This window comes from Streptomyces sp. NPDC005794, from assembly GCF_042871445.1.
GTDB lineage: Bacteria > Actinomycetota > Actinomycetes > Streptomycetales > Streptomycetaceae > Streptomyces.
Genome location: NZ_JBIAIN010000030.1, coordinates 1 through 17,353, shown reverse-complemented (window position 1 = coordinate 17,353; position 17,353 = coordinate 1). Strand labels below are relative to the sequence as shown.

Annotated in this window: 28 protein-coding genes; 26 read left to right on the top strand and 2 right to left on the bottom strand. The window is 67.1% G+C overall.

Features of this window, described 5'->3' with window-relative positions; genetic code table 11:
- The first annotated feature begins 3 nt into the window (after nucleotides 1–3).
- The 26 genes from rpsS to truA all read left to right on the top strand — a co-directional run bounded on the left by rpsS (nucleotide 4) and on the right by truA (nucleotide 14,476).
- Nucleotides 4–285, top strand: coding sequence for a 30S ribosomal protein S19 (rpsS, locus tag ACFYQ5_RS33565; protein ID WP_015610726.1), 282 nt, complete (start codon nucleotides 4–6; stop codon nucleotides 283–285).
- 42 nt (nucleotides 286–327) lie between these two features.
- Nucleotides 328–675 (top strand): 50S ribosomal protein L22, encoded by a 348-nt coding sequence (gene rplV, locus ACFYQ5_RS33560; RefSeq protein ID WP_026290933.1) that lies wholly within the window; start codon nucleotides 328–330, stop codon nucleotides 673–675.
- Entirely contained in the window at nucleotides 675–1,511 is an 837-nt protein-coding gene (gene rpsC / locus ACFYQ5_RS33555; protein WP_014047784.1) for a 30S ribosomal protein S3, read from the top strand. The genes rplV and rpsC overlap by 1 nt, the downstream gene beginning before the upstream one ends.
- A gap of 5 nt (nucleotides 1,512–1,516) precedes the next feature.
- A complete protein-coding gene (gene rplP / locus ACFYQ5_RS33550; RefSeq protein ID WP_014154587.1) occupies nucleotides 1,517–1,936 on the top strand; it encodes a 50S ribosomal protein L16 in 420 nt (139 codons plus the stop codon).
- Nucleotides 1,936–2,160 carry a 50S ribosomal protein L29 gene (gene rpmC / locus ACFYQ5_RS33545; RefSeq protein ID WP_307125433.1) on the top strand — a complete coding sequence of 75 codons (225 nt, stop codon included), beginning with the start codon at nucleotides 1,936–1,938 and terminating at the stop codon, nucleotides 2,158–2,160. The genes rplP and rpmC overlap by 1 nt, the downstream gene beginning before the upstream one ends.
- Complete coding sequence (gene rpsQ, locus ACFYQ5_RS33540; RefSeq protein ID WP_069171155.1) at nucleotides 2,160–2,444, top strand: 30S ribosomal protein S17; 285 nt, start codon at nucleotides 2,160–2,162, stop codon at nucleotides 2,442–2,444. The genes rpmC and rpsQ overlap by 1 nt, the downstream gene beginning before the upstream one ends.
- A 101-nt stretch (nucleotides 2,445–2,545) precedes the next feature.
- Nucleotides 2,546–2,914 (top strand): 50S ribosomal protein L14, encoded by a 369-nt coding sequence (gene rplN, locus ACFYQ5_RS33535; RefSeq protein ID WP_003974257.1) that lies wholly within the window; start codon nucleotides 2,546–2,548, stop codon nucleotides 2,912–2,914.
- A gap of 2 nt (nucleotides 2,915–2,916) precedes the next feature.
- Complete coding sequence (gene rplX / locus ACFYQ5_RS33530) at nucleotides 2,917–3,240, top strand: 50S ribosomal protein L24 (RefSeq protein WP_014047788.1); 324 nt, start codon at nucleotides 2,917–2,919, stop codon at nucleotides 3,238–3,240.
- Nucleotides 3,240–3,797, top strand: coding sequence for a 50S ribosomal protein L5 (rplE, locus tag ACFYQ5_RS33525; protein ID WP_073718383.1), 558 nt, complete (start codon nucleotides 3,240–3,242; stop codon nucleotides 3,795–3,797). The genes rplX and rplE overlap by 1 nt, the downstream gene beginning before the upstream one ends.
- Before the next feature lie 2 nt (nucleotides 3,798–3,799).
- On the top strand, nucleotides 3,800–3,985 hold the full coding sequence (locus ACFYQ5_RS33520; RefSeq protein ID WP_003948630.1) for a type Z 30S ribosomal protein S14: 186 nt from the start codon (nucleotides 3,800–3,802) through the stop codon (nucleotides 3,983–3,985).
- Nucleotides 3,986–4,207: 222 nt separating this feature from the next.
- Nucleotides 4,208–4,606, top strand: a complete 399-nt coding sequence (gene rpsH, locus ACFYQ5_RS33515) for a 30S ribosomal protein S8 (protein ID WP_014154584.1) — start codon at nucleotides 4,208–4,210, stop codon at nucleotides 4,604–4,606.
- 21 nt (nucleotides 4,607–4,627) lie between these two features.
- Complete coding sequence (gene rplF / locus ACFYQ5_RS33510; protein WP_147959075.1) at nucleotides 4,628–5,167, top strand: 50S ribosomal protein L6; 540 nt, start codon at nucleotides 4,628–4,630, stop codon at nucleotides 5,165–5,167.
- 3 nt (nucleotides 5,168–5,170) lie between these two features.
- A complete protein-coding gene (rplR, locus tag ACFYQ5_RS33505; RefSeq protein WP_033297607.1) occupies nucleotides 5,171–5,554 on the top strand; it encodes a 50S ribosomal protein L18 in 384 nt (127 codons plus the stop codon).
- Between the two features lie 47 nt (nucleotides 5,555–5,601).
- Nucleotides 5,602–6,204, top strand: a complete 603-nt coding sequence (rpsE, locus tag ACFYQ5_RS33500) for a 30S ribosomal protein S5 (protein WP_014047793.1) — start codon at nucleotides 5,602–5,604, stop codon at nucleotides 6,202–6,204.
- A complete protein-coding gene (gene rpmD / locus ACFYQ5_RS33495) occupies nucleotides 6,204–6,386 on the top strand; it encodes a 50S ribosomal protein L30 (RefSeq protein WP_006126892.1) in 183 nt (60 codons plus the stop codon). The genes rpsE and rpmD overlap by 1 nt, the downstream gene beginning before the upstream one ends.
- A 1-nt stretch (nucleotide 6,387) precedes the next feature.
- Complete coding sequence (gene rplO, locus ACFYQ5_RS33490; RefSeq protein ID WP_014047794.1) at nucleotides 6,388–6,843, top strand: 50S ribosomal protein L15; 456 nt, start codon at nucleotides 6,388–6,390, stop codon at nucleotides 6,841–6,843.
- Between the two features lie 224 nt (nucleotides 6,844–7,067).
- Nucleotides 7,068–8,387: a preprotein translocase subunit SecY gene (gene secY, locus ACFYQ5_RS33485; RefSeq protein ID WP_389203103.1), complete on the top strand. Its 1,320-nt coding sequence runs from the start codon at nucleotides 7,068–7,070 to the stop codon at nucleotides 8,385–8,387.
- Entirely contained in the window at nucleotides 8,387–9,046 is a 660-nt protein-coding gene (locus ACFYQ5_RS33480; protein ID WP_389203101.1) for an adenylate kinase, read from the top strand. The genes secY and ACFYQ5_RS33480 overlap by 1 nt, the downstream gene beginning before the upstream one ends.
- A 124-nt stretch (nucleotides 9,047–9,170) precedes the next feature.
- On the top strand, nucleotides 9,171–10,007 hold the full coding sequence (gene map / locus ACFYQ5_RS33475; RefSeq protein WP_389203100.1) for a type I methionyl aminopeptidase: 837 nt from the start codon (nucleotides 9,171–9,173) through the stop codon (nucleotides 10,005–10,007).
- A gap of 203 nt (nucleotides 10,008–10,210) precedes the next feature.
- Nucleotides 10,211–10,432, top strand: a complete 222-nt coding sequence (gene infA, locus ACFYQ5_RS33470; protein WP_014047798.1) for a translation initiation factor IF-1 — start codon at nucleotides 10,211–10,213, stop codon at nucleotides 10,430–10,432.
- Nucleotides 10,433–10,492: 60 nt separating this feature from the next.
- Nucleotides 10,493–10,606 (top strand): 50S ribosomal protein L36, encoded by a 114-nt coding sequence (gene rpmJ, locus ACFYQ5_RS33465; protein ID WP_003956441.1) that lies wholly within the window; start codon nucleotides 10,493–10,495, stop codon nucleotides 10,604–10,606.
- A 197-nt stretch (nucleotides 10,607–10,803) separates the two neighbouring features.
- Nucleotides 10,804–11,184 carry a 30S ribosomal protein S13 gene (gene rpsM, locus ACFYQ5_RS33460; protein WP_014047799.1) on the top strand — a complete coding sequence of 127 codons (381 nt, stop codon included), beginning with the start codon at nucleotides 10,804–10,806 and terminating at the stop codon, nucleotides 11,182–11,184.
- Between the two features lie 105 nt (nucleotides 11,185–11,289).
- Entirely contained in the window at nucleotides 11,290–11,694 is a 405-nt protein-coding gene (gene rpsK, locus ACFYQ5_RS33455; protein WP_003956432.1) for a 30S ribosomal protein S11, read from the top strand.
- 137 nt (nucleotides 11,695–11,831) lie between these two features.
- Complete coding sequence (locus ACFYQ5_RS33450) at nucleotides 11,832–12,854, top strand: DNA-directed RNA polymerase subunit alpha (protein WP_389203099.1); 1,023 nt, start codon at nucleotides 11,832–11,834, stop codon at nucleotides 12,852–12,854.
- A 182-nt stretch (nucleotides 12,855–13,036) separates the two neighbouring features.
- Complete coding sequence (rplQ, locus tag ACFYQ5_RS33445; RefSeq protein WP_205018356.1) at nucleotides 13,037–13,543, top strand: 50S ribosomal protein L17; 507 nt, start codon at nucleotides 13,037–13,039, stop codon at nucleotides 13,541–13,543.
- Nucleotides 13,544–13,621: 78 nt separating this feature from the next.
- Nucleotides 13,622–14,476, top strand: a complete 855-nt coding sequence (gene truA / locus ACFYQ5_RS33440; RefSeq protein ID WP_389203097.1) for a tRNA pseudouridine(38-40) synthase TruA — start codon at nucleotides 13,622–13,624, stop codon at nucleotides 14,474–14,476.
- Here truA and ACFYQ5_RS33435 read toward each other — a convergent pair.
- Both ACFYQ5_RS33435 and ACFYQ5_RS33430 read right to left on the bottom strand, forming a co-directional pair.
- On the bottom strand, nucleotides 14,445–16,334 hold the full coding sequence (locus ACFYQ5_RS33435; RefSeq protein WP_389203095.1) for a hypothetical protein: 1,890 nt from the start codon (nucleotides 16,332–16,334) through the stop codon (nucleotides 14,445–14,447). The two genes, truA and ACFYQ5_RS33435, sit on opposite strands and share 32 nt — an antisense overlap.
- Before the next feature lie 61 nt (nucleotides 16,335–16,395).
- The gene (locus tag ACFYQ5_RS33430) at nucleotides 16,396–17,250 is read right to left on the bottom strand and encodes a hypothetical protein (RefSeq protein ID WP_389203093.1); all 855 of its coding nucleotides are present in this window, start codon (nucleotides 17,248–17,250) and stop codon (nucleotides 16,396–16,398) included.
- Nucleotides 17,251–17,353 lie beyond the last annotated feature (103 nt).

Sequence of the window (17,353 nt, the reverse complement as noted above, 5' to 3'; positions counted from 1 at the left end):
TAGATGCCGCGCAGTCTCAAGAAGGGGCCCTTCGTCGACGGCCACCTCGTCAAGAAGGTGGACGTACAGAACGAAGCAGGCACCAAGAACGTCATCAAGACCTGGTCCCGTCGCTCGATGATCATCCCGGCCATGCTGGGTCACACCATCGCGGTGCACAACGGCAAGATTCACGTCCCGGTGTTCGTCACCGAGTCGATGGTCGGCCACAAGCTCGGCGAGTTCTCGCCGACTCGCACCTTCCGCGGCCACGTCAAGGACGACCGGAAGTCGAAGCGCCGCTAGCGCGGGGTGGAAACGACTATGACTCACACCGAAGGGACAACCATGGAAGCCAGGGCCCAGGCGCGGTACATCCGCGTCACGCCCATGAAGGCCCGCCGCGTGGTGGACCTCATTCGTGGCATGGATGCCACGGAGGCTCAGGCGGTCCTGCGTTTCGCCCCGCAGGCCGCGAGCGTGCCGGTTGGCAAGGTGCTTGACAGCGCCATCGCCAACGCTGCACACAACTACGACCACCCTGACGCCTCTTCGCTGGTCATCAGCGAGGCGTACGTGGACGAGGGCCCGACCCTGAAGCGGTTCCGTCCGCGTGCTCAGGGCCGTGCCTACCGGATCCGTAAGCGGACCAGCCACATCACCGTGGTCGTCAGCAGCAAGGAAGGAACCCGGTAATGGGCCAGAAGGTTAACCCGCATGGGTTCCGGCTCGGCATTACCACGGACTTCAAGTCCCGTTGGTACGCCGACAAGCTGTACAAGGACTACGTCAAGGAAGACGTCGCCATTCGTCGCATGATGACGAAGGGCATGGAGCGGGCCGGCATCTCGAAGGTCGAGATCGAGCGCACCCGCGACCGCGTCCGCGTTGACATCCACACCGCCCGCCCGGGCATCGTCATCGGCCGCCGTGGCGCCGAGGCCGACCGCATCCGTGGCGAGCTGGAGAAGCTGACCGGCAAGCAGGTCCAGCTGAACATCCTCGAGGTCAAGAACCCCGAGGTGGACGCTCAGCTGGTGGCCCAGGCCGTCGCCGAGCAGCTCTCCTCCCGTGTCTCCTTCCGTCGTGCCATGCGTAAGAGCATGCAGAGCACGATGAAGGCGGGCGCCAAGGGCATCAAGATCCAGTGCGGTGGCCGCCTCGGCGGCGCCGAGATGTCCCGCTCGGAGTTCTACCGCGAGGGCCGCGTGCCCCTGCACACGCTCCGTGCGAACGTCGACTACGGCTTCTTCGAGGCCAAGACGACCTTCGGCCGCATCGGTGTGAAGGTCTGGATCTACAAGGGCGACGTCAAGAACATCGCCGAGGTCCGCGCCGAGAACGCAGCGGCTCGCGCCGGCAACCGTCCGGCTCGTGGCGGCGCTGACCGCCCGGCCGGCCGTGGTGGCCGTGGTGGCGAGCGTGGCGGTCGCGGCCGCAAGCCGCAGCAGTCCGCGCCGGCAGCGGAGGCCCCCAAGGCCGACGCTCCCGCCGCAGCTGCTCCGGCTGAGAGCACCGGAACGGAGGCCTGACCGAAATGCTGATCCCCCGTAGGGTCAAGCACCGCAAGCAGCACCACCCGAAGCGCAGCGGTATGTCCAAGGGTGGCACGCAGGTTGCGTTCGGCGAGTACGGCATCCAGGCGCTGTCCCCGGCGTACGTGACGAACCGCCAGATCGAGGCAGCTCGTATCGCGATGACCCGCCACATCAAGCGTGGCGGCAAGGTCTGGATCAACATCTACCCGGACCGCCCCCTGACGAAGAAGCCTGCCGAGACCCGCATGGGTTCCGGTAAGGGTTCTCCCGAGTGGTGGATCGCGAACGTCAAGCCCGGTCGGGTGATGTTCGAGCTGTCCTACCCGAACGAGAAGATTGCTCGTGAGGCGCTCACCCGCGCTGCTCACAAGCTTCCGATGAAGTGCCGGATCGTTCGGCGCGAGGCAGGTGAGTCGTGATGTCGGCCGGTACCAAGGCGTCCGAGCTGCGCGAGCTGGGCGGCGAGGAGCTTCTCGACAAGCTCCGCGAGGCCAAGGAAGAGCTGTTCAACCTCCGCTTCCAGGCGGCGACGGGGCAGCTCGAGAACCACGGTCGGCTCAAGTCCGTCCGTAAGGACATCGCCCGGATCTACACCCTGATGCGCGAGCGCGAGCTGGGCATCGAGACGGTGGAGAGCGCCTGATGAGCGAGAAGACTGTGACTGAGACCAACACCGACCGCGGTTTCCGTAAGACCCGTGAGGGTCTGGTCGTCAGCGACAAGATGGACAAGACCGTCGTCGTCGCTGTCGAGGACCGCGTCAAGCACGCGCTGTACGGCAAGGTCATCCGCCGTACGAACAAGCTCAAGGCCCACGACGAGCAGAACGCTGCAGGCGTCGGCGACCGCGTTGTCATCATGGAGACGCGTCCGCTGTCCGCCACGAAGCGCTGGCGCATCGTCGAGATCCTCGAGAAGGCCAAGTAATCCCTGAGGGGATCTTCCCTCAGGCCAGTTCCGCCAGGCTCGGCAGGGGCTTCCGGTAACGGAGCCCCTGCCGGGAACCGGCAGACGATCAGGAGATAGACGTGATCCAGCAGGAGTCGCGACTGCGCGTCGCCGACAACACGGGTGCGAAGGAAATTCTCACCATCCGTGTTCTCGGTGGCTCGGGTCGCCGCTACGCGGGCATCGGTGACGTCATCGTCGCCACCGTCAAGGACGCGATCCCCGGTGGCAACGTGAAGAAGGGTGACGTCGTCAAGGCCGTCATCGTTCGCACCGTCAAGGAGCGTCGTCGTCCGGATGGCTCGTACATCCGCTTCGACGAGAACGCCGCTGTCATTCTCAAGAACGACGGCGACCCCCGCGGCACCCGTATCTTCGGCCCGGTGGGCCGTGAGCTGCGCGAGAAGAAGTTCATGAAGATCATCTCGCTCGCGCCGGAGGTGCTGTAAGCATGAAGATCAAGAAGGGCGACCTGGTTCAGGTCATCACCGGTAAGGACAAGGGCAAGCAGGGCAAGGTCATCGTTGCCTTCCCCGCTCAGGACCGTGTCCTCGTCGAGGGTGTCAACCGGGTCAAGAAGCACACCAAGGCCGGTCAGACGGCTCGCGGTTCGCAGACGGGTGGCATTGTCACCACCGAGGCCCCGATCCACGTCAGCAACGTACAGCTGGTGGTGGAGAAGGACGGCAACAAGGTCGTCACCCGCGTCGGCTACCGCTTTGACGACGAGGGCAAGAAGATCCGCGTTGCCAAGCGGACCGGTGAGGACATCTGATGACGACCACCACTGCGCCGCGTCTCAAGACGCGCTACCGCGAGGAAATCGCCGGCAAGCTGCGTGAGGAGTTCTCGTACGAGAACGTCATGCAGGTTCCCGGTCTGGTCAAGATCGTGGTCAACATGGGTGTGGGCGACGCCGCCCGCGACTCCAAGCTGATCGACGGTGCCGTCAAGGACCTCACCACGATCACGGGCCAGAAGCCGGCCGTCACGAAGGCCCGCAAGTCGATCGCGCAGTTCAAGCTGCGCGAGGGGCAGCCGATCGGCTGCCACGTCACCCTCCGTGGTGACCGCATGTGGGAGTTCCTGGACCGTACGCTGTCGCTCGCGCTTCCGCGTATCCGTGACTTCCGTGGCCTGTCGCCGAAGCAGTTCGACGGCCGTGGCAACTACACCTTCGGTCTCACGGAGCAGGTCATGTTCCACGAGATCGACCAGGACAAGATCGACCGGGTCCGGGGCATGGACATCACCGTGGTCACCACGGCGACCAACGACGACGAGGGTCGTGCCCTGCTTCGTCACCTCGGCTTCCCGTTCAAGGAGAACTGACCGTGGCGAAGAAGGCTCTGATCGCTAAGGCCGCCCGTAAGCCGAAGTTCGGCGTGCGCGGGTACACCCGCTGCCAGCGCTGCGGCCGGCCCCACTCCGTCTACCGCAAGTTCGGCCTGTGCCGCGTGTGCCTTCGTGAGATGGCTCACCGTGGCGAGCTGCCGGGCGTGACCAAGAGCTCCTGGTAATTCTCCTTCGCCCTCCGGGCGTTGGGAGTACCAGAAGCTCTCGGTAAGTATCTGGTCGGCAGGAGCCCCGCTTTTCATGCCGTAGGCTTGAAGGGTTGGGCGCCTGCCGCCCTGACCGACTTACTACGCCGTAGGTCCCCGCACCGCACCCGTCCCGCCACTGAGTGGGGAGAGGGATGGCGCATACAGGAAACCCCGGCGAGAGAGGCCGAAGGCCAACTCATGACCATGACTGATCCCATCGCAGACATGCTCACGCGTCTGCGCAACGCGAACTCGGCGTATCACGACGATGTCGCAATGCCGCACAGCAAGATCAAGTCGCACATCGCGGAGATCCTCCAGCAGGAGGGCTTCATCACCGGCTGGAAGGTCGAGGACGCCGAGGTCGGCAAGAGCCTCGTTCTCGAGCTGAAGTTCGGGCCGAACCGCGAGCGTTCGATTGCCGGCATCAAGCGCATTTCGAAGCCGGGTCTGCGTGTATACGCAAAGTCCACCAATCTGCCGAAGGTTCTCGGCGGCCTGGGCGTGGCGATCATCTCCACGTCCCACGGTCTCCTGACCGGCCAGCAGGCCAGCAAGAAGGGCGTAGGTGGGGAAGTCCTCGCCTACGTCTGGTAGTCGGGAACGGAGGAACAGCTCATGTCGCGAATCGGCAAGCTCCCCATCCAGGTTCCCGCCGGTGTGGACGTCACCATCGATGGCCGCACGGTCGCGGTGAAGGGCCCCAAGGGTTCCCTCTCGCACACCGTCGCAGCGCCGATCGAGGTCACCAAGGGTGAGGACGGCGTGCTCAACGTCGTCCGCCCGAACGACGAGCGTCAGAACAAGGCCCTTCACGGCCTGTCCCGCACGCTGGTGGCGAACATGATCACCGGCGTGACCGCGGGATACAGCAAGGCGCTCGAGATCAGCGGTGTCGGTTACCGCGTCCAGGCGAAGGGCTCCAACCTGGAGTTCGCCCTGGGCTACAGCCACCCGATCCTCATCGAGGCCCCCGAGGGCATCACCTTCAAGGTCGAGTCGCCCACGAAGTTCAGTGTCGAGGGCATCGACAAGCAGAAGGTCGGCGAGGTTTCGGCGAAGATCCGCAAGCTGCGGAAGCCCGACCCGTACAAGGCCAAGGGCGTCAAGTACGCCGGCGAGGTTATCCGCCGCAAGGTCGGAAAGGCGGGTAAGTAAGCCATGGCATACGGTGTAAAGATCGCCAAGGGCGACGCCTACAAGCGTGCCGCCCTCAAGCGCCGCCACATCCGCGTGCGCAAGCACATCTCCGGTTCGCCGGAGCGGCCGCGCCTGGTTGTGACGCGTTCCAACCGTCACATCGTCGCCCAGGTCATCGACGACATCGCGGGCCACACGCTCGCGTCGGCGTCGACCCTGGACACGTCGATCCGTGGTGCGGAGGGTGACAAGAGCGCCCAGGCCAAGCAGGTCGGCGCCCTGGTCGCCGAGCGCGCCAAGGCCGCAGGCGTCGAGGCCGTCGTGTTTGACCGCGGTGGTAACCAGTACGCCGGGCGGATTGCCGCTCTGGCTGACGCCGCCCGTGAAGCCGGGCTGAAGTTCTAAGCCCCGGTTCCAACGCACAGCGGACGTAACAGAGAGAGGTAAATCCAATGGCTGGACCCCAGCGCCGCGGAAGCGGTGCCGGTGGCGGCGAGCGGCGGGACCGGAAGGGCCGTGACGGTGGCGCAGCCGCCGAGAAGACCGCGTACGTCGAGCGCGTCGTCGCGATCAACCGCGTCGCCAAGGTAGTGAAGGGTGGTCGTCGCTTCAGCTTCACCGCGCTGGTCGTGGTGGGCGATGGTGACGGCACCGTCGGTGTCGGATACGGCAAGGCCAAGGAAGTTCCCGCGGCCATCGCCAAGGGCGTCGAGGAAGCCAAGAAGAGCTTCTTCAAGGTCCCGCGTATCCAGGGCACCATCCCTCACCCGATCCAGGGCGAGAAGGCTGCGGGCGTCGTTCTGCTCAAGCCTGCTTCCCCCGGTACCGGTGTGATCGCGGGTGGCCCGGTGCGCGCCGTTCTGGAGTGCGCCGGCGTTCACGACATCCTGTCGAAGTCGCTCGGTTCTTCGAACCCGATCAACATCGTGCACGCGACCGTGGCGGCCCTTCAGGGCCTGCAGCGTCCCGAGGAGATCGCGGCTCGCCGTGGTCTGCCCCTCGAGGACGTCGCCCCCGCGGCTCTGCTTCGTGCGCGTGCGGGAGCGGGTGCGTAATGGCTCGCCTCAAGATCACGCAGACGAAGTCGTACATCGGCAGCAAGCAGAACCACCGTGACACCCTGCGGTCGCTCGGGCTCAAGCGCCTGAACGACTCGGTTGTCAAGGAGGACCGCCCCGAGTTCCGCGGAATGGTTCAGACCGTCCGCCACCTCGTGACGGTTGAGGAGGTTGACTGATATGGCGGAGAACAGCCCGCTGAAGGCCCACAACCTCCGGCCTGCCCCGGGCGCCAAGACCGCCAAGACCCGTGTGGGTCGTGGCGAGGCGTCCAAGGGTAAGACCGCAGGCCGTGGTACCAAGGGTACGAAGGCTCGTTACCAGGTTCCGGAGCGCTTCGAGGGTGGGCAGATGCCCCTCCACATGCGTCTCCCGAAGCTCAAGGGCTTCAAGAACCCGTTCCGCACGGAGTACCAGGTCGTGAACCTGGACAAGCTCGCGACGCTCTACCCCGAGGGTGGAGAGGTCACGGTGGCCGACCTGGTCGCCAAGGGCGCCGTGCGTAACAACCACCTCGTCAAGGTCCTCGGACAGGGCGAGATCTCCGTGGCGCTGCAGGTTTCGGTTGACGCCGTCTCCGGCTCCGCCAAGGAGAAGATCGCCGCCGCCGGCGGCACCGTCACCGAACTCGTCTGAGACAATTCGGACAAGGCTGTGGCCTGAACACCCGACCGGGGATGCCTCTCATTTGGGGCATCCCCGGTTGGTCGTTCCTAGGGGGGCATGTACGCCGGTAAGGTGGCGTGCACTGTTGCTGTGGTAAGACCTGGGCAAGAGCCCGGGGTCCTTTGGCTGTTACGTAATCGTCGATCCTCAAGACCGTCACCTCACGCTTTTGCGCGGGGGTCGCAGGAGGCACCGTGCTCACCGCGTTCGCCCGGGCGTTCAAGACGCCCGACCTGCGCAAGAAGCTGCTCTTCACGCTCGGCATCATCGTGCTCTACCGTCTCGGTGCGCACATTCCCGTACCGGGGGTGAGCTACGAGAACGTCCAGATTTGTGTTGATCAGGCAAGCAAGGGCAACAACAGCCTCTTCGGTCTGGTGAACATGTTCAGCGGTGGTGCACTGCTGCAGATCACGATCTTCGCGCTCGGAATCATGCCGTACATCACGGCCAGCATCATTCTTCAGCTGCTGACCGTCGTCATCCCCCGACTCGAAGCCCTGAAGAAGGAGGGGCAGTCGGGCACGGCCAAGATCACGCAGTACACGCGTTATCTGACCGTGGCGCTGGCCATCCTCCAGGGCACCGGCCTGGTGGCAACCGCACGCAGCGGCGCTCTGTTCAGCGGCTGCCCGGTCGCCGACCAGATCGTTCCTAACCAGTCGATCTTCACGACCATCGTCATGGTGATCACCATGACCGCCGGCACCGCCGCCGTCATGTGGCTCGGTGAGCTCATCACCGACCGCGGCATCGGCAACGGCATGTCGATCCTGATGTTCATCTCGATCGCCGCCAGCTTCCCCGGCGCACTGTGGGCCATCAAGGAGAGCGGCAAGCTGGCCGACGGCTGGATCGAGTTCATCACGGTCATCCTCATCGGCTTCGTGATGGTCGCGCTCGTCGTCTTCGTCGAGCAGGCCCAGCGCCGTGTTCCGGTGCAGTACGCGAAGCGGATGATCGGGCGCCGGTCGTACGGCGGTACGTCCACTTACATCCCGCTGAAGGTGAACCAGGCGGGTGTGATTCCCGTCATCTTCGCTTCTTCGCTGCTCTACATTCCTGCTCTAATCGTTCAGTTCTCCAACTCCACCGCGGGCTGGGCGACCTGGATTCAGGACCACTTCGTCAAGGGCGACCACCCGTACTACATCGCGACGTACTTCCTGTTGATCGTGTTCTTCGCATTCTTCTATGTGGCGATCTCGTTCAACCCCGAGGAAGTCGCCGACAACATGAAGAAGTATGGTGGCTTCATCCCGGGTATCCGGGCAGGTCGGCCTACTGCCGAGTATCTGAGCTACGTGCTCAACCGGATCACTTGGCCGGGCTCGCTGTACCTGGGTCTGATCGCTCTGGTGCCGACGATGGCGTTGGCAGGCTTCGGTGGCGCTAACCAGAACTTCCCGTTCGGCGGGACGAGCATCCTGATCATCGTGGGTGTGGGTCTGGAGACCGTGAAGCAGATCGAGAGTCAGCTCCAGCAGCGCAATTACGAAGGGTTCCTCCGCTGATGCGAATCGTCCTCGTCGGGCCGCCCGGTGCCGGCAAGGGAACGCAGGCTGCGTTCCTTGCCAGGAATCTTTCGATTCCGCACATCTCCACGGGCGACCTCTTCCGCGCCAACATCAGCCAGGGCACCGACCTTGGCAAGCAGGCCCGCGCCTTCATGGACGCGGGACAGCTGGTGCCGGACGAAGTCACCATCGCGATGGCCAAGGACCGCATGTCCCAGCCGGACGCCGAGAACGGCTTCCTCCTGGACGGCTTTCCCCGCAACGTGGGGCAGGCCGCGGCGCTCGACGAGATGCTCCTCAGCGAGGGCGTCAAGCTCGACGCGGTTCTTGACCTCGAGGTCCCCGAGGACGAGGTGGTCAGGCGCATCGCGGGCCGCCGCATCTGCCGTAACGACAGCGCGCATGTCTTCCACGTGACGTACAACGCGCCGAAGGCCGAGGGCGTCTGTGACGCCTGCGGCGGCGAGCTGTACCAGCGGGACGACGACACCGAGGAGACGGTCCGTACCCGTCTCGAGGTGTACCACACGCAGACGGAGCCGATCATCGACTACTACCGGGCCCAGGGCCTGGTCGTGACGATCTCCGCGCTCGGCAAGGTCACCGACGTGACCGACCGTGCCATGGAGGCCCTCAAGAAGTCCGACGAGGGCTGACCTCCTCCGCGTCTCCACACTGCGGCCGGCCGCGGCGCCCTTCGGGCGTCGCGGCCAACTGTTTTCGCGCCGTATCGTGGAGTACGGCCCACATCCCCCTCCGCACGCAGAAAGGCGCCCAGCGATGGTGCAGATCAAGACCCCCGAGCAGATCGCGAAGATGCGCGAGGCGGGCCTGGTGGTCGCTGCCATCCACGCCGCCACGCGCGAGGCGGCCGTCCCCGGCGCCACCACGAAGGACCTGGACGAGGTCGCGCGCAAGGTGATCGCCGATCACGGCGCGAAGTCGAACTTCCTGGGCTACGGCGGGTTCCCCGCGACGATCTGCACCTCGGTCAACGAGGTCGTGGTGCACGGCATCCCGGACGAGAAGACCGTCCTCAAGGACGGCGACATCATCTCGATCGACGCCGGCGCGATCATCGACGGCTGGCACGGCGACGCGGCGTACACCGCCTTCGTGGGCACGGGTCACGCTCCGGAGCTCGTCGAGCTGTCCCGGGTGACCGAGGAGTCCATGTGGGCCGGGATCGCCGCGATGAAGGTGAACAACCGGCTCTTCGACATCTCGAAGGCCATCGAGTCCTACATCCGCCGCCAGCCCCGTCCGGCGACCGGTAAGTACGGGATCATCGAGGACTACGGCGGCCACGGCATCGGCACCGAGATGCACATGGACCCGCACCTGCTGAACTACGTCTCCCGCAAGCGCGGCAAGGGCATCAAGCTGGTCCCCGGCGTCTGCCTGGCGATCGAGCCGATGGTCTCGCTGGGTACGGCGCAGACGAAGGTCCTCTCCGACGAGTGGACCGTCCTCACGACCGACGGCACCTGGTCCTCGCACTGGGAGCACTCGATCGCCCTCACGGAACAGGGCCCGCTGGTCCTGACGGCCCCGGACTGCGGGCGGGCGAAGCTCGCCCAGTACGGGATCGAGGCGGCTCCGGACCCGTTGGGCTGACGCCTGGTGCCGGACCTCCCGCCTGACGCTCACCGGGACTGCCCGGCTGATCTGTGTCTAAGGATCAGCTGGAGTGGGCAAACTTGACGGATTCGTCTTTTGGAGTCCGCTGACGTAGACTGACTCGTCGGCTCTCGTGCATCCGTGTGTCTTCATGCGGCGGTGTGACAGTCGATCAAGGTAGCCGATTCGAAAGGCGAAGCGTGGCCAAGAAGCAAGGTGCCATCGAAATTGAGGGCACCGTGATCGAGTCCCTCCCGAACGCGATGTTCAGGGTGGAGCTCCAGAACGGTCACAAGGTCCTCGCGCACATCAGCGGCAAGATGCGGATGCACTACATCCGTATCCTCCCGGATGACCGGGTCGTGGTGGAGCTGTCTCCGTACGACCTGACGCGTGGCCGGATCGTCTACCGGTACAAGTAGATCTTGCCGCCACCCCGCTTCGGCGTGGTGAGGGCACTGACCCGGAGAACCTGACATCCCATGAAGGTCAAGCCGAGCGTCAAGAAGATCTGCGACAAGTGCAAGGTGATCCGCCGTCACGGCCGGGTCATGGTCATCTGCGACAACCTGCGCCACAAGCAGCGCCAGGGCTGACGCACGACCCCCTGCATCTCGCAGTTCTTCGCGCGACGCACGTAAACGTACATACGCAGTACCCGTCCACGCTTCGGCTGACGACACCTCCGGCGGGGGCCGGGGACCCGGACGTACCACTCCTTCCCATACGGGCGGGGTCGGCGTTCGGGAGTGGCACTGCGGAAGACCCCCGAAATAACAACTGGAGCCATTGAATGGCACGCGTTTCAGGTGTTGACATCCCGCGCGAAAAGCGCGTGGAGGTTGCCCTCACCTACGTCTTCGGCATCGGGCGTACCCGGTCCAAGGAGATCCTCGCCACCACCGGCGTGAACCCCAACACCCGCGTTCGTGACCTGGCCGAAGAGGACCTGGTCAAGATCCGCGAGTACGTGGACGCCAACCTCCGCACCGAGGGTGACCTTCGCCGCGAGATCCAGGGCGACATTCGCCGCAAGATCGAGATCGGCTGCTACCAGGGCATCCGGCACCGCCGCGGTCTGCCGGTCCACGGTCAGCGCACCAGCACCAACGCGCGTACCCGTAAGGGCCCGCGTCGCGCCATCGCCGGTAAGAAGAAGCCGGGCAAGAAGTAGTCCTCAGCGGACGTACCGCGGGTGTCCGGGCCACCGGACGTTCGCGGAAACCAGCGGTCTTCGCTGTAGGACCGATCACCTCCCCTCTCCATCTGGAGTCAAGACATGCCCCCCAAGGGTCGTCAGGGCGCAGCCAAGAAGGTGCGTCGCAAGGAAAAGAAGAACGTCGCTCACGGGCACGCCCACATCAAGAGCACGTTCAACAACACCATCGTCTCGATCACGGACCCCTCGGGCAACGTGATCTCATGGGCCTCCGCCGGCCACGTCGGCTTCAAGGGCTCGCGCAAGTCCACCCCCTTCGCCGCGCAGATGGCCGCCGAGTCGGCCGCCCGCCGCGCGCAGGAGCACGGCATGCGCAAGGTTGACGTCTTCGTGAAGGGTCCGGGCTCCGGCCGCGAGACCGCGATCCGTTCCCTCCAGGCCACGGGCCTCGAGGTCGGTTCGATCCAGGACGTCACCCCGACGCCGCACAACGGCTGCCGTCCGCCGAAGCGTCGCCGCGTCTGATCCGCTACGGCCGGTGACGGTCGTGCGTCAGTAACGCGGGATGCGGGCGGTATGTCCCTTCGGGGGCGTGCCGCCCGTATCCTTGTCTCATCTGTCGGGCATCAAATAGCGGGTGCCCACGACTGAAGGATCGCAACATGCTTATCGCTCAGCGTCCGTCGCTGACCGAAGAGGTCGTCGACGAGTTCCGCTCCCGGTTCATCATCGAGCCGCTGGAGCCGGGCTTCGGTTACACCCTCGGCAACTCCCTGCGTCGCACCCTCCTCTCCTCGATCCCCGGTGCCGCTGTCACCAGCATCCGGATCGACGGTGTCCTGCACGAGTTCACCACCGTGCCGGGCGTCAAGGAGGACGTGACCGACCTCATCCTCAACATCAAGCAGCTGGTCGTCTCCTCGGAGCACGACGAGCCGGTCGTGATGTACCTGCGCAAGCAGGGTCCCGGCCTGGTCACCGCTGCTGACATCGCCCCGCCGGCCGGTGTCGAGGTCCACAACCCGGACCTGGTCCTGGCCACGCTGAACGGCAAGGGCAAGCTGGAGATGGAGCTGACCGTCGAGCGCGGTCGCGGCTACGTCTCCGCCGTCCAGAACAAGCAGGTGGGCCAGGAGATCGGCCGTATTCCGGTCGACTCCATCTACTCGCCGGTGCTCAAGGTCACGTACAAGGTCGAGGCGACCCGTGTCGAGCAGCGCACCGACTTCGACAAGCTGATCGTCGACGTCGAGACCAAGCAGGCCATGCGTCCCCGTGACGCCATGGCGTCGGCCGGTAAGACCCTGGTCGAGCTGTTCGGTCTGGCGCGCGAGCTCAACATCGACGCCGAGGGCATCGACATGGGCCCGTCCCCGACGGACGCCGCGCTCGCCGCCGATCTGGCGCTGCCGATCGAGGAGCTCGAGCTCACGGTCCGTTCGTACAACTGCCTCAAGCGCGAGGGCATCCACTCGGTGGGCGAGCTCGTGGCCCGTTCCGAGGCGGACCTGCTCGACATCCGCAACTTCGGTGCGAAGTCGATCGACGAGGTCAAGGCGAAGCTGGCCGGCATGGGCCTGGCGCTCAAGGACAGCCCGCCCGGATTCGACCCGACCGCCGCGGCTGACGCCTTCGGCGCGGACGACGACGCGGACGCCGGTTTCGTGGAGACCGAGCAGTACTGATCGCCTCCGGCGGGGGGTGCCCGGTTTTCCGGGTGCCCCCGTGCCGGGGTCGAGGCTTCGTCCTCGAACGCCGGACGGGCTTGCCTGTCCCGGCTTGATCCAGAACTTCCGCGGGGCGTCCGCCTCGCGGGAACTGACACCGGTACCTGATACGGCCGGTGCAGCACACAAGGAGAAACACCATGCCTCAGCCCGCCAAGGGCGCCCGTCTGGGCGGCAGCGCTGCGCACGAGAAGCTTCTTCTCATCAACCTCGCGAAGTCGCTGTTCGAGCACGGCCGCATCACCACGACCGAGGCCAAGGCCCGCCGCCTGCGTCCGGTCGCCGAGCGTTTCATCACCAAGGCGAAGAAGGGCGACATCCACAACCGTCGCCTGGTGCTGCAGTCGATCACGGACAAGAGCATCGTGCACACGCTCTTCACCGAGATCGCCCCGCGGTACGAGAACCGCCCCGGTGGTTACACCCGCATCACCAAGATCGGCAACCGTCGTGGCGACAACGCCCCGATGGCTGTCATCGAGCTGGTCGAGGCCCTGACCGTGGCGCAGGCCGCCACCGGTGAGGCCGAGGCTGCGACGAAGCGCGCCGTCAAGGAAGACGCCCTCAAGAAGGACGAGGCTCCGGCCGAGACCGTCGAGGACGCCAAGCCGGCTGACGCCGCCGCTGAGGAGTCCAAGGACGCCTGAGCGTTCTGAGACCCAGGTACGGGCCCGCATCACCCTTCGGGGCGGTGCGGGCCCGTTCGGTTTTGAGAGGATCTGCGGGTGAGTGACGAGGCAGAGCCCGGATTCGTACGGGTACGGCTGGACCTTTCCTATGACGGCAAGGACTTCTCCGGCTGGGCGAAGCAGACCAGCAGGCGCACCGTGCAGGGCGAGATCGAGGACGCGCTGCGCACCGTGACGCGGTCGTCGGTGACGTACGACCTGACGGTCGCCGGGCGTACCGACGCGGGGGTGCACGCGCGCGGGCAGGTGGCGCACGTGGACCTGCCGGCCGAGGTGTGGGCCGAGCACGAGGAGAAGCTGCTGCGGCGGCTCGCGGGGCGTCTCCCGCTGGACGTGCGGATCTGGCGGGCGGCCGAGGCCCCGGCGGGGTTCAACGCGCGCTTCTCCGCGCTGTGGCGGCGTTACACGTACCGGGTGGGGGACCGGCCGGGTGGGGTGGACCCGTTGACCCGGGGCCACGTGCTGTGGCACGACCGGCCGCTGGACCTGGACGCGATGAACGAGGCGGCCGCGCTGATGGCGGGGGAGCACGACTTCGCCGCGTACTGCAAGAAGCGTGAGGGTGCCACGACCATCCGGACGCTCCAGAAGTTCCACTGGGCACGGGACGCGGAGTCCGGTGTGCTGGCGGCGACCGTGCAGGCGGACGCGTTCTGCCACAACATGGTGCGGGCGCTGATCGGCGCGGCGCTGTTCGTCGGGGACGGGCGCAGGCCGGCCGGGTGGCCTGCCGAGGTGCTGGCGGCGAAGGTGCGGGACCCGGGGGTGCACGTGGTGCGGCCGCACGGGCTGACGCTGGAGGAAGTGGCGTATCCGGCCGACGCGTTGCTGGCGGCCAGGGCCGTGGAGGCCCGGAACGTCAGGACGCTGCCGGGGGCGGGCTGCTGCTGACCGGTCTCCGGCGCAGGGCGCGGAGCAGCCTGGCCGCGCAGTACACGGCGACGGCGCTGGACACGCTGGAACGGAACCAGCCGATGTCCGGGGTCCACCAGGCGTAGACGGCCGCCGCCGTGAAGACCAGCAGGGCCAGTGTGCTCAGGACCCACCAGCCGGCGTGGTGGGGCTCGGCCGGGGGTGGGGCCTCGGGATGGACACCGTCCTTCGAGGTCATGGTGTCCCTCATGCCCGCGAGGAACCCCCGCCGGGCGAGCATCCGCGCACCCGGGAGCCCCGCGAGGACCTCCTGCTCGCCGCCGTACCCCGGGGGCAGCGGCGGGAGGCCCAGGGCGGCGACGAGCTCGCCCTGGTGGCGGGCGGGGTCGCCGGCGGCCCGCAGGATGTGGGCCAGGGGGCGCGGGTCGGTCAGCCCGTAGACACGGGCGAGCGCGGCGGCCGTCGCGCTCGCGTCGGCGTGGTCGGCGGCGGGCGCGGCGGTCTCCCAGGCGTGGCCCGTCACCTTCTTGCCCCGGTGCAGGAGGGTGAAGCTGCTGCGTTCCGGGGTGCGGTGCAGGACCAGGGCGGGCCAGTCCTCGGCCGTGGTGAAGTTGTCGGCCGCCGAGGTGAGCGGGTCCTCGGGGAGGAGGGCCGCGCGTGTGCCGCGTACCGGGTCCAGGACGATCTCGACGTACGTGTGACGGCTGCCGGCCGGGGCGGTCCGCAGGCTGTGGCCGCAGATCAGGGCGGCCTGGGCCACCTCGGTGGGGCCGGTGGAGGCGATGGCGACCGACCGCGGTGCCAGCTCCCGCTCCCAGTCGGGCGCGTCGGCGGCCGGGGGCTCCGGGGACCGGTGGAAGAAGGGGATCCGCATCGCCAGCTCGACGCGGGTGTCGGAGCGGGCCTCCAGGAATTCCGTGCGGGCGTCGCCGAAGTACGTCCACGGGAAGGTGGTGGCGTGCACCCCGGCGGTGCGGAAGGCGGTGAGGGCTTCCTCGTAGCGGTTCATCGACCACAGGACCAGTGCCAGGTGGTTACGGAAGCCGGCGGCCTCCCGGTCACCCGGGGCGTAGCTTTCCGACAGGGCCTGCGCGCGGGTCACCGCCGCTTCGACGCGCCGGGTGTACGGGTCGGGGTCGGGCGTCTCCTCGTCGGCGATCAGGTATTCCACGACCGCCTGGAGCGGAAGCGCGTGGAGCCGTGAGCCGGGAGGTGCCTGGTCCGCCGCACGCTCGGCGAAGGCGAACATCTCCTCGTGCGAGCCGTACCACTTGTCGCAGAGGTACTGGAGCGCCTGGACGTGGCAGCCCTCGTGGTGCGGGTCGCGGGCGTTCGCCTCGGCCAGGTAGGTGTCGAAGACGTCGCGCGGGGCCTGGATGCCCCGGGCCTGGGTCAGCGCGACGCGCCAGGGGACCGGGTCGTCGGGGTTGAGCTCGGCGGCGGCGGACATCACCGGCACCGCGTCCCGCAGCACCGTGTGGAATGCCCGGAACTGGTCGGCCTCGACGTGCGTGGCGCGGGCCCCGGTCCGGATCTCCCAGGCCTCGTAGATGTACTGGTCGGCCTTGACCAGGACGGCGTCGGGGCTCTCGGGCGACTCCTCCAGCCAGCTGTCCAGCCAGCCGGGGTGATGCAGCGAGGCTCGTGCGAGGCGGGAGACGCAGGTGTCCCTGCGCTCCCACTGGGCGTGTTCCCGGGTGGCGGCGAGCAGCTCGGCGGCCGGGGCGTGGTCACCCGCCGCCGCCGCGGCGAGGGCGGCCCGCAGCGAGGAGTCCGGGGCGTCGAGGACCACGGCTTCGTCCGGCGGCAGGCCGGCGCCTATCGCGTCGCTGTGGCGCAGGACGCGCGGGATGGTGAAGAGGGTGGTCAGACGCACGGCGGCGGTCCTCGGTCGAGGGGAGGGACGGGGCTGGTGCGTGGGGGGAACGTACGGGCGGTCAGACGACGGGGGCCCCGGCGGCCGCCGAGGCCTGAACCTCGCCGCGGTGGCGGATCTGGCGGAAGGTGAAGTCGGTCAGGTCGTCACCGACCGCGTACACGTCCTTGGCCGTCGTGGTGACGTTCTTCCCGTCGGCGTAGCCGCCGACCGTGAAGTAGGCGAACCGGCCGTAGGAGTTGGCGGTGCGCCGGCAGACGGATCCGCCGCGGCAGAAGGTGGGGACTCCTGAGCCGCTGAGGGAGGCGATCCCGCCGGACGCCTGCTGGGCCGCCTTCCTGGCCTCCGCCTCGGTGCCGAAGACGGCGAGTCCGATGGTCACCGCGACGCCGTCCTTGCTGTACGTCGCGCGGATGACCTGGTCGCAGCCGTTGCTGTCGAGGATCGAGCCGAGGGCGCCCTGGGTCGTCGTGGCGCAGCTCTCGGCGAGGGCGGTGGCGCCCTTGGCGTAGACGCGGTCGCCCATGGTCAGTTTCCTGCCGGGGAAGAAGGCGTCGACGGTGACCGGGGCCTTGTCCTTCTTCTCGTCGGCTATGTAGTCCTTCGGGTCCGGCGGGGGAGGAGGCGCCACCGAGGAGAAGGAGGGGTCCGGCGCGGAGCTCTCCGAGGGCAGGTCGGCGGGCGCAGGCAGCTCGCCGGCCTTCTTGTCCGACCCGGAGGCGCCGCCGCCCCCGTCGGTCGTGATGACGGCGGTGGCGACGATCGCGGCCACGGCGGCGGTGGCCAGTGCGCCGCCCCCGAACATCAGCCACTTCCTGCGCCGGCCGCGTGCGGCGGACGCCTCCGCCAGTGCCGCCCAGTCCGGCGTCCGGCTCTCTCCCGGCCCCCAGGAGGGCCCCCCTTGCCCAAAGCTCATGCGGCGAATCCTAGACCCGGACTTCGCGGGTCACCGTTTCAGGTCTGTGGCCAGCGGGTTTGTCCGATGTCGGTATCGAGGAGATCGAGGAGGTGGAGTTGGA

Coding starts and splice junctions, on each gene's coding strand:
- rpsS (WP_015610726.1), top strand. CDS start 4: ATGCCGCGCAGTCTCAAGAAGGGGCCCTTCGTCGACGGCCACCTCGTC.
- rplV (WP_026290933.1), top strand. CDS start 328: ATGGAAGCCAGGGCCCAGGCGCGGTACATCCGCGTCACGCCCATGAAG.
- rpsC (WP_014047784.1), top strand. CDS start 675: ATGGGCCAGAAGGTTAACCCGCATGGGTTCCGGCTCGGCATTACCACG.
- rplP (WP_014154587.1), top strand. CDS start 1,517: ATGCTGATCCCCCGTAGGGTCAAGCACCGCAAGCAGCACCACCCGAAG.
- rpmC (WP_307125433.1), top strand. CDS start 1,936: ATGTCGGCCGGTACCAAGGCGTCCGAGCTGCGCGAGCTGGGCGGCGAG.
- rpsQ (WP_069171155.1), top strand. CDS start 2,160: ATGAGCGAGAAGACTGTGACTGAGACCAACACCGACCGCGGTTTCCGT.
- rplX (WP_014047788.1), top strand. CDS start 2,917: ATGAAGATCAAGAAGGGCGACCTGGTTCAGGTCATCACCGGTAAGGAC.
- rplE (WP_073718383.1), top strand. CDS start 3,240: ATGACGACCACCACTGCGCCGCGTCTCAAGACGCGCTACCGCGAGGAA.
- rpsH (WP_014154584.1), top strand. CDS start 4,208: ATGACCATGACTGATCCCATCGCAGACATGCTCACGCGTCTGCGCAAC.
- rplF (WP_147959075.1), top strand. CDS start 4,628: ATGTCGCGAATCGGCAAGCTCCCCATCCAGGTTCCCGCCGGTGTGGAC.
- rplR (WP_033297607.1), top strand. CDS start 5,171: ATGGCATACGGTGTAAAGATCGCCAAGGGCGACGCCTACAAGCGTGCC.
- rpsE (WP_014047793.1), top strand. CDS start 5,602: ATGGCTGGACCCCAGCGCCGCGGAAGCGGTGCCGGTGGCGGCGAGCGG.
- rpmD (WP_006126892.1), top strand. CDS start 6,204: ATGGCTCGCCTCAAGATCACGCAGACGAAGTCGTACATCGGCAGCAAG.
- rplO (WP_014047794.1), top strand. CDS start 6,388: ATGGCGGAGAACAGCCCGCTGAAGGCCCACAACCTCCGGCCTGCCCCG.
- ACFYQ5_RS33480 (WP_389203101.1), top strand. CDS start 8,387: ATGCGAATCGTCCTCGTCGGGCCGCCCGGTGCCGGCAAGGGAACGCAG.
- map (WP_389203100.1), top strand. CDS start 9,171: ATGGTGCAGATCAAGACCCCCGAGCAGATCGCGAAGATGCGCGAGGCG.
- rpmJ (WP_003956441.1), top strand. CDS start 10,493: ATGAAGGTCAAGCCGAGCGTCAAGAAGATCTGCGACAAGTGCAAGGTG.
- rpsM (WP_014047799.1), top strand. CDS start 10,804: ATGGCACGCGTTTCAGGTGTTGACATCCCGCGCGAAAAGCGCGTGGAG.
- rpsK (WP_003956432.1), top strand. CDS start 11,290: ATGCCCCCCAAGGGTCGTCAGGGCGCAGCCAAGAAGGTGCGTCGCAAG.
- ACFYQ5_RS33450 (WP_389203099.1), top strand. CDS start 11,832: ATGCTTATCGCTCAGCGTCCGTCGCTGACCGAAGAGGTCGTCGACGAG.
- rplQ (WP_205018356.1), top strand. CDS start 13,037: ATGCCTCAGCCCGCCAAGGGCGCCCGTCTGGGCGGCAGCGCTGCGCAC.
- ACFYQ5_RS33430 (WP_389203093.1), bottom strand. CDS start 17,250: ATGAGCTTTGGGCAAGGGGGGCCCTCCTGGGGGCCGGGAGAGAGCCGG.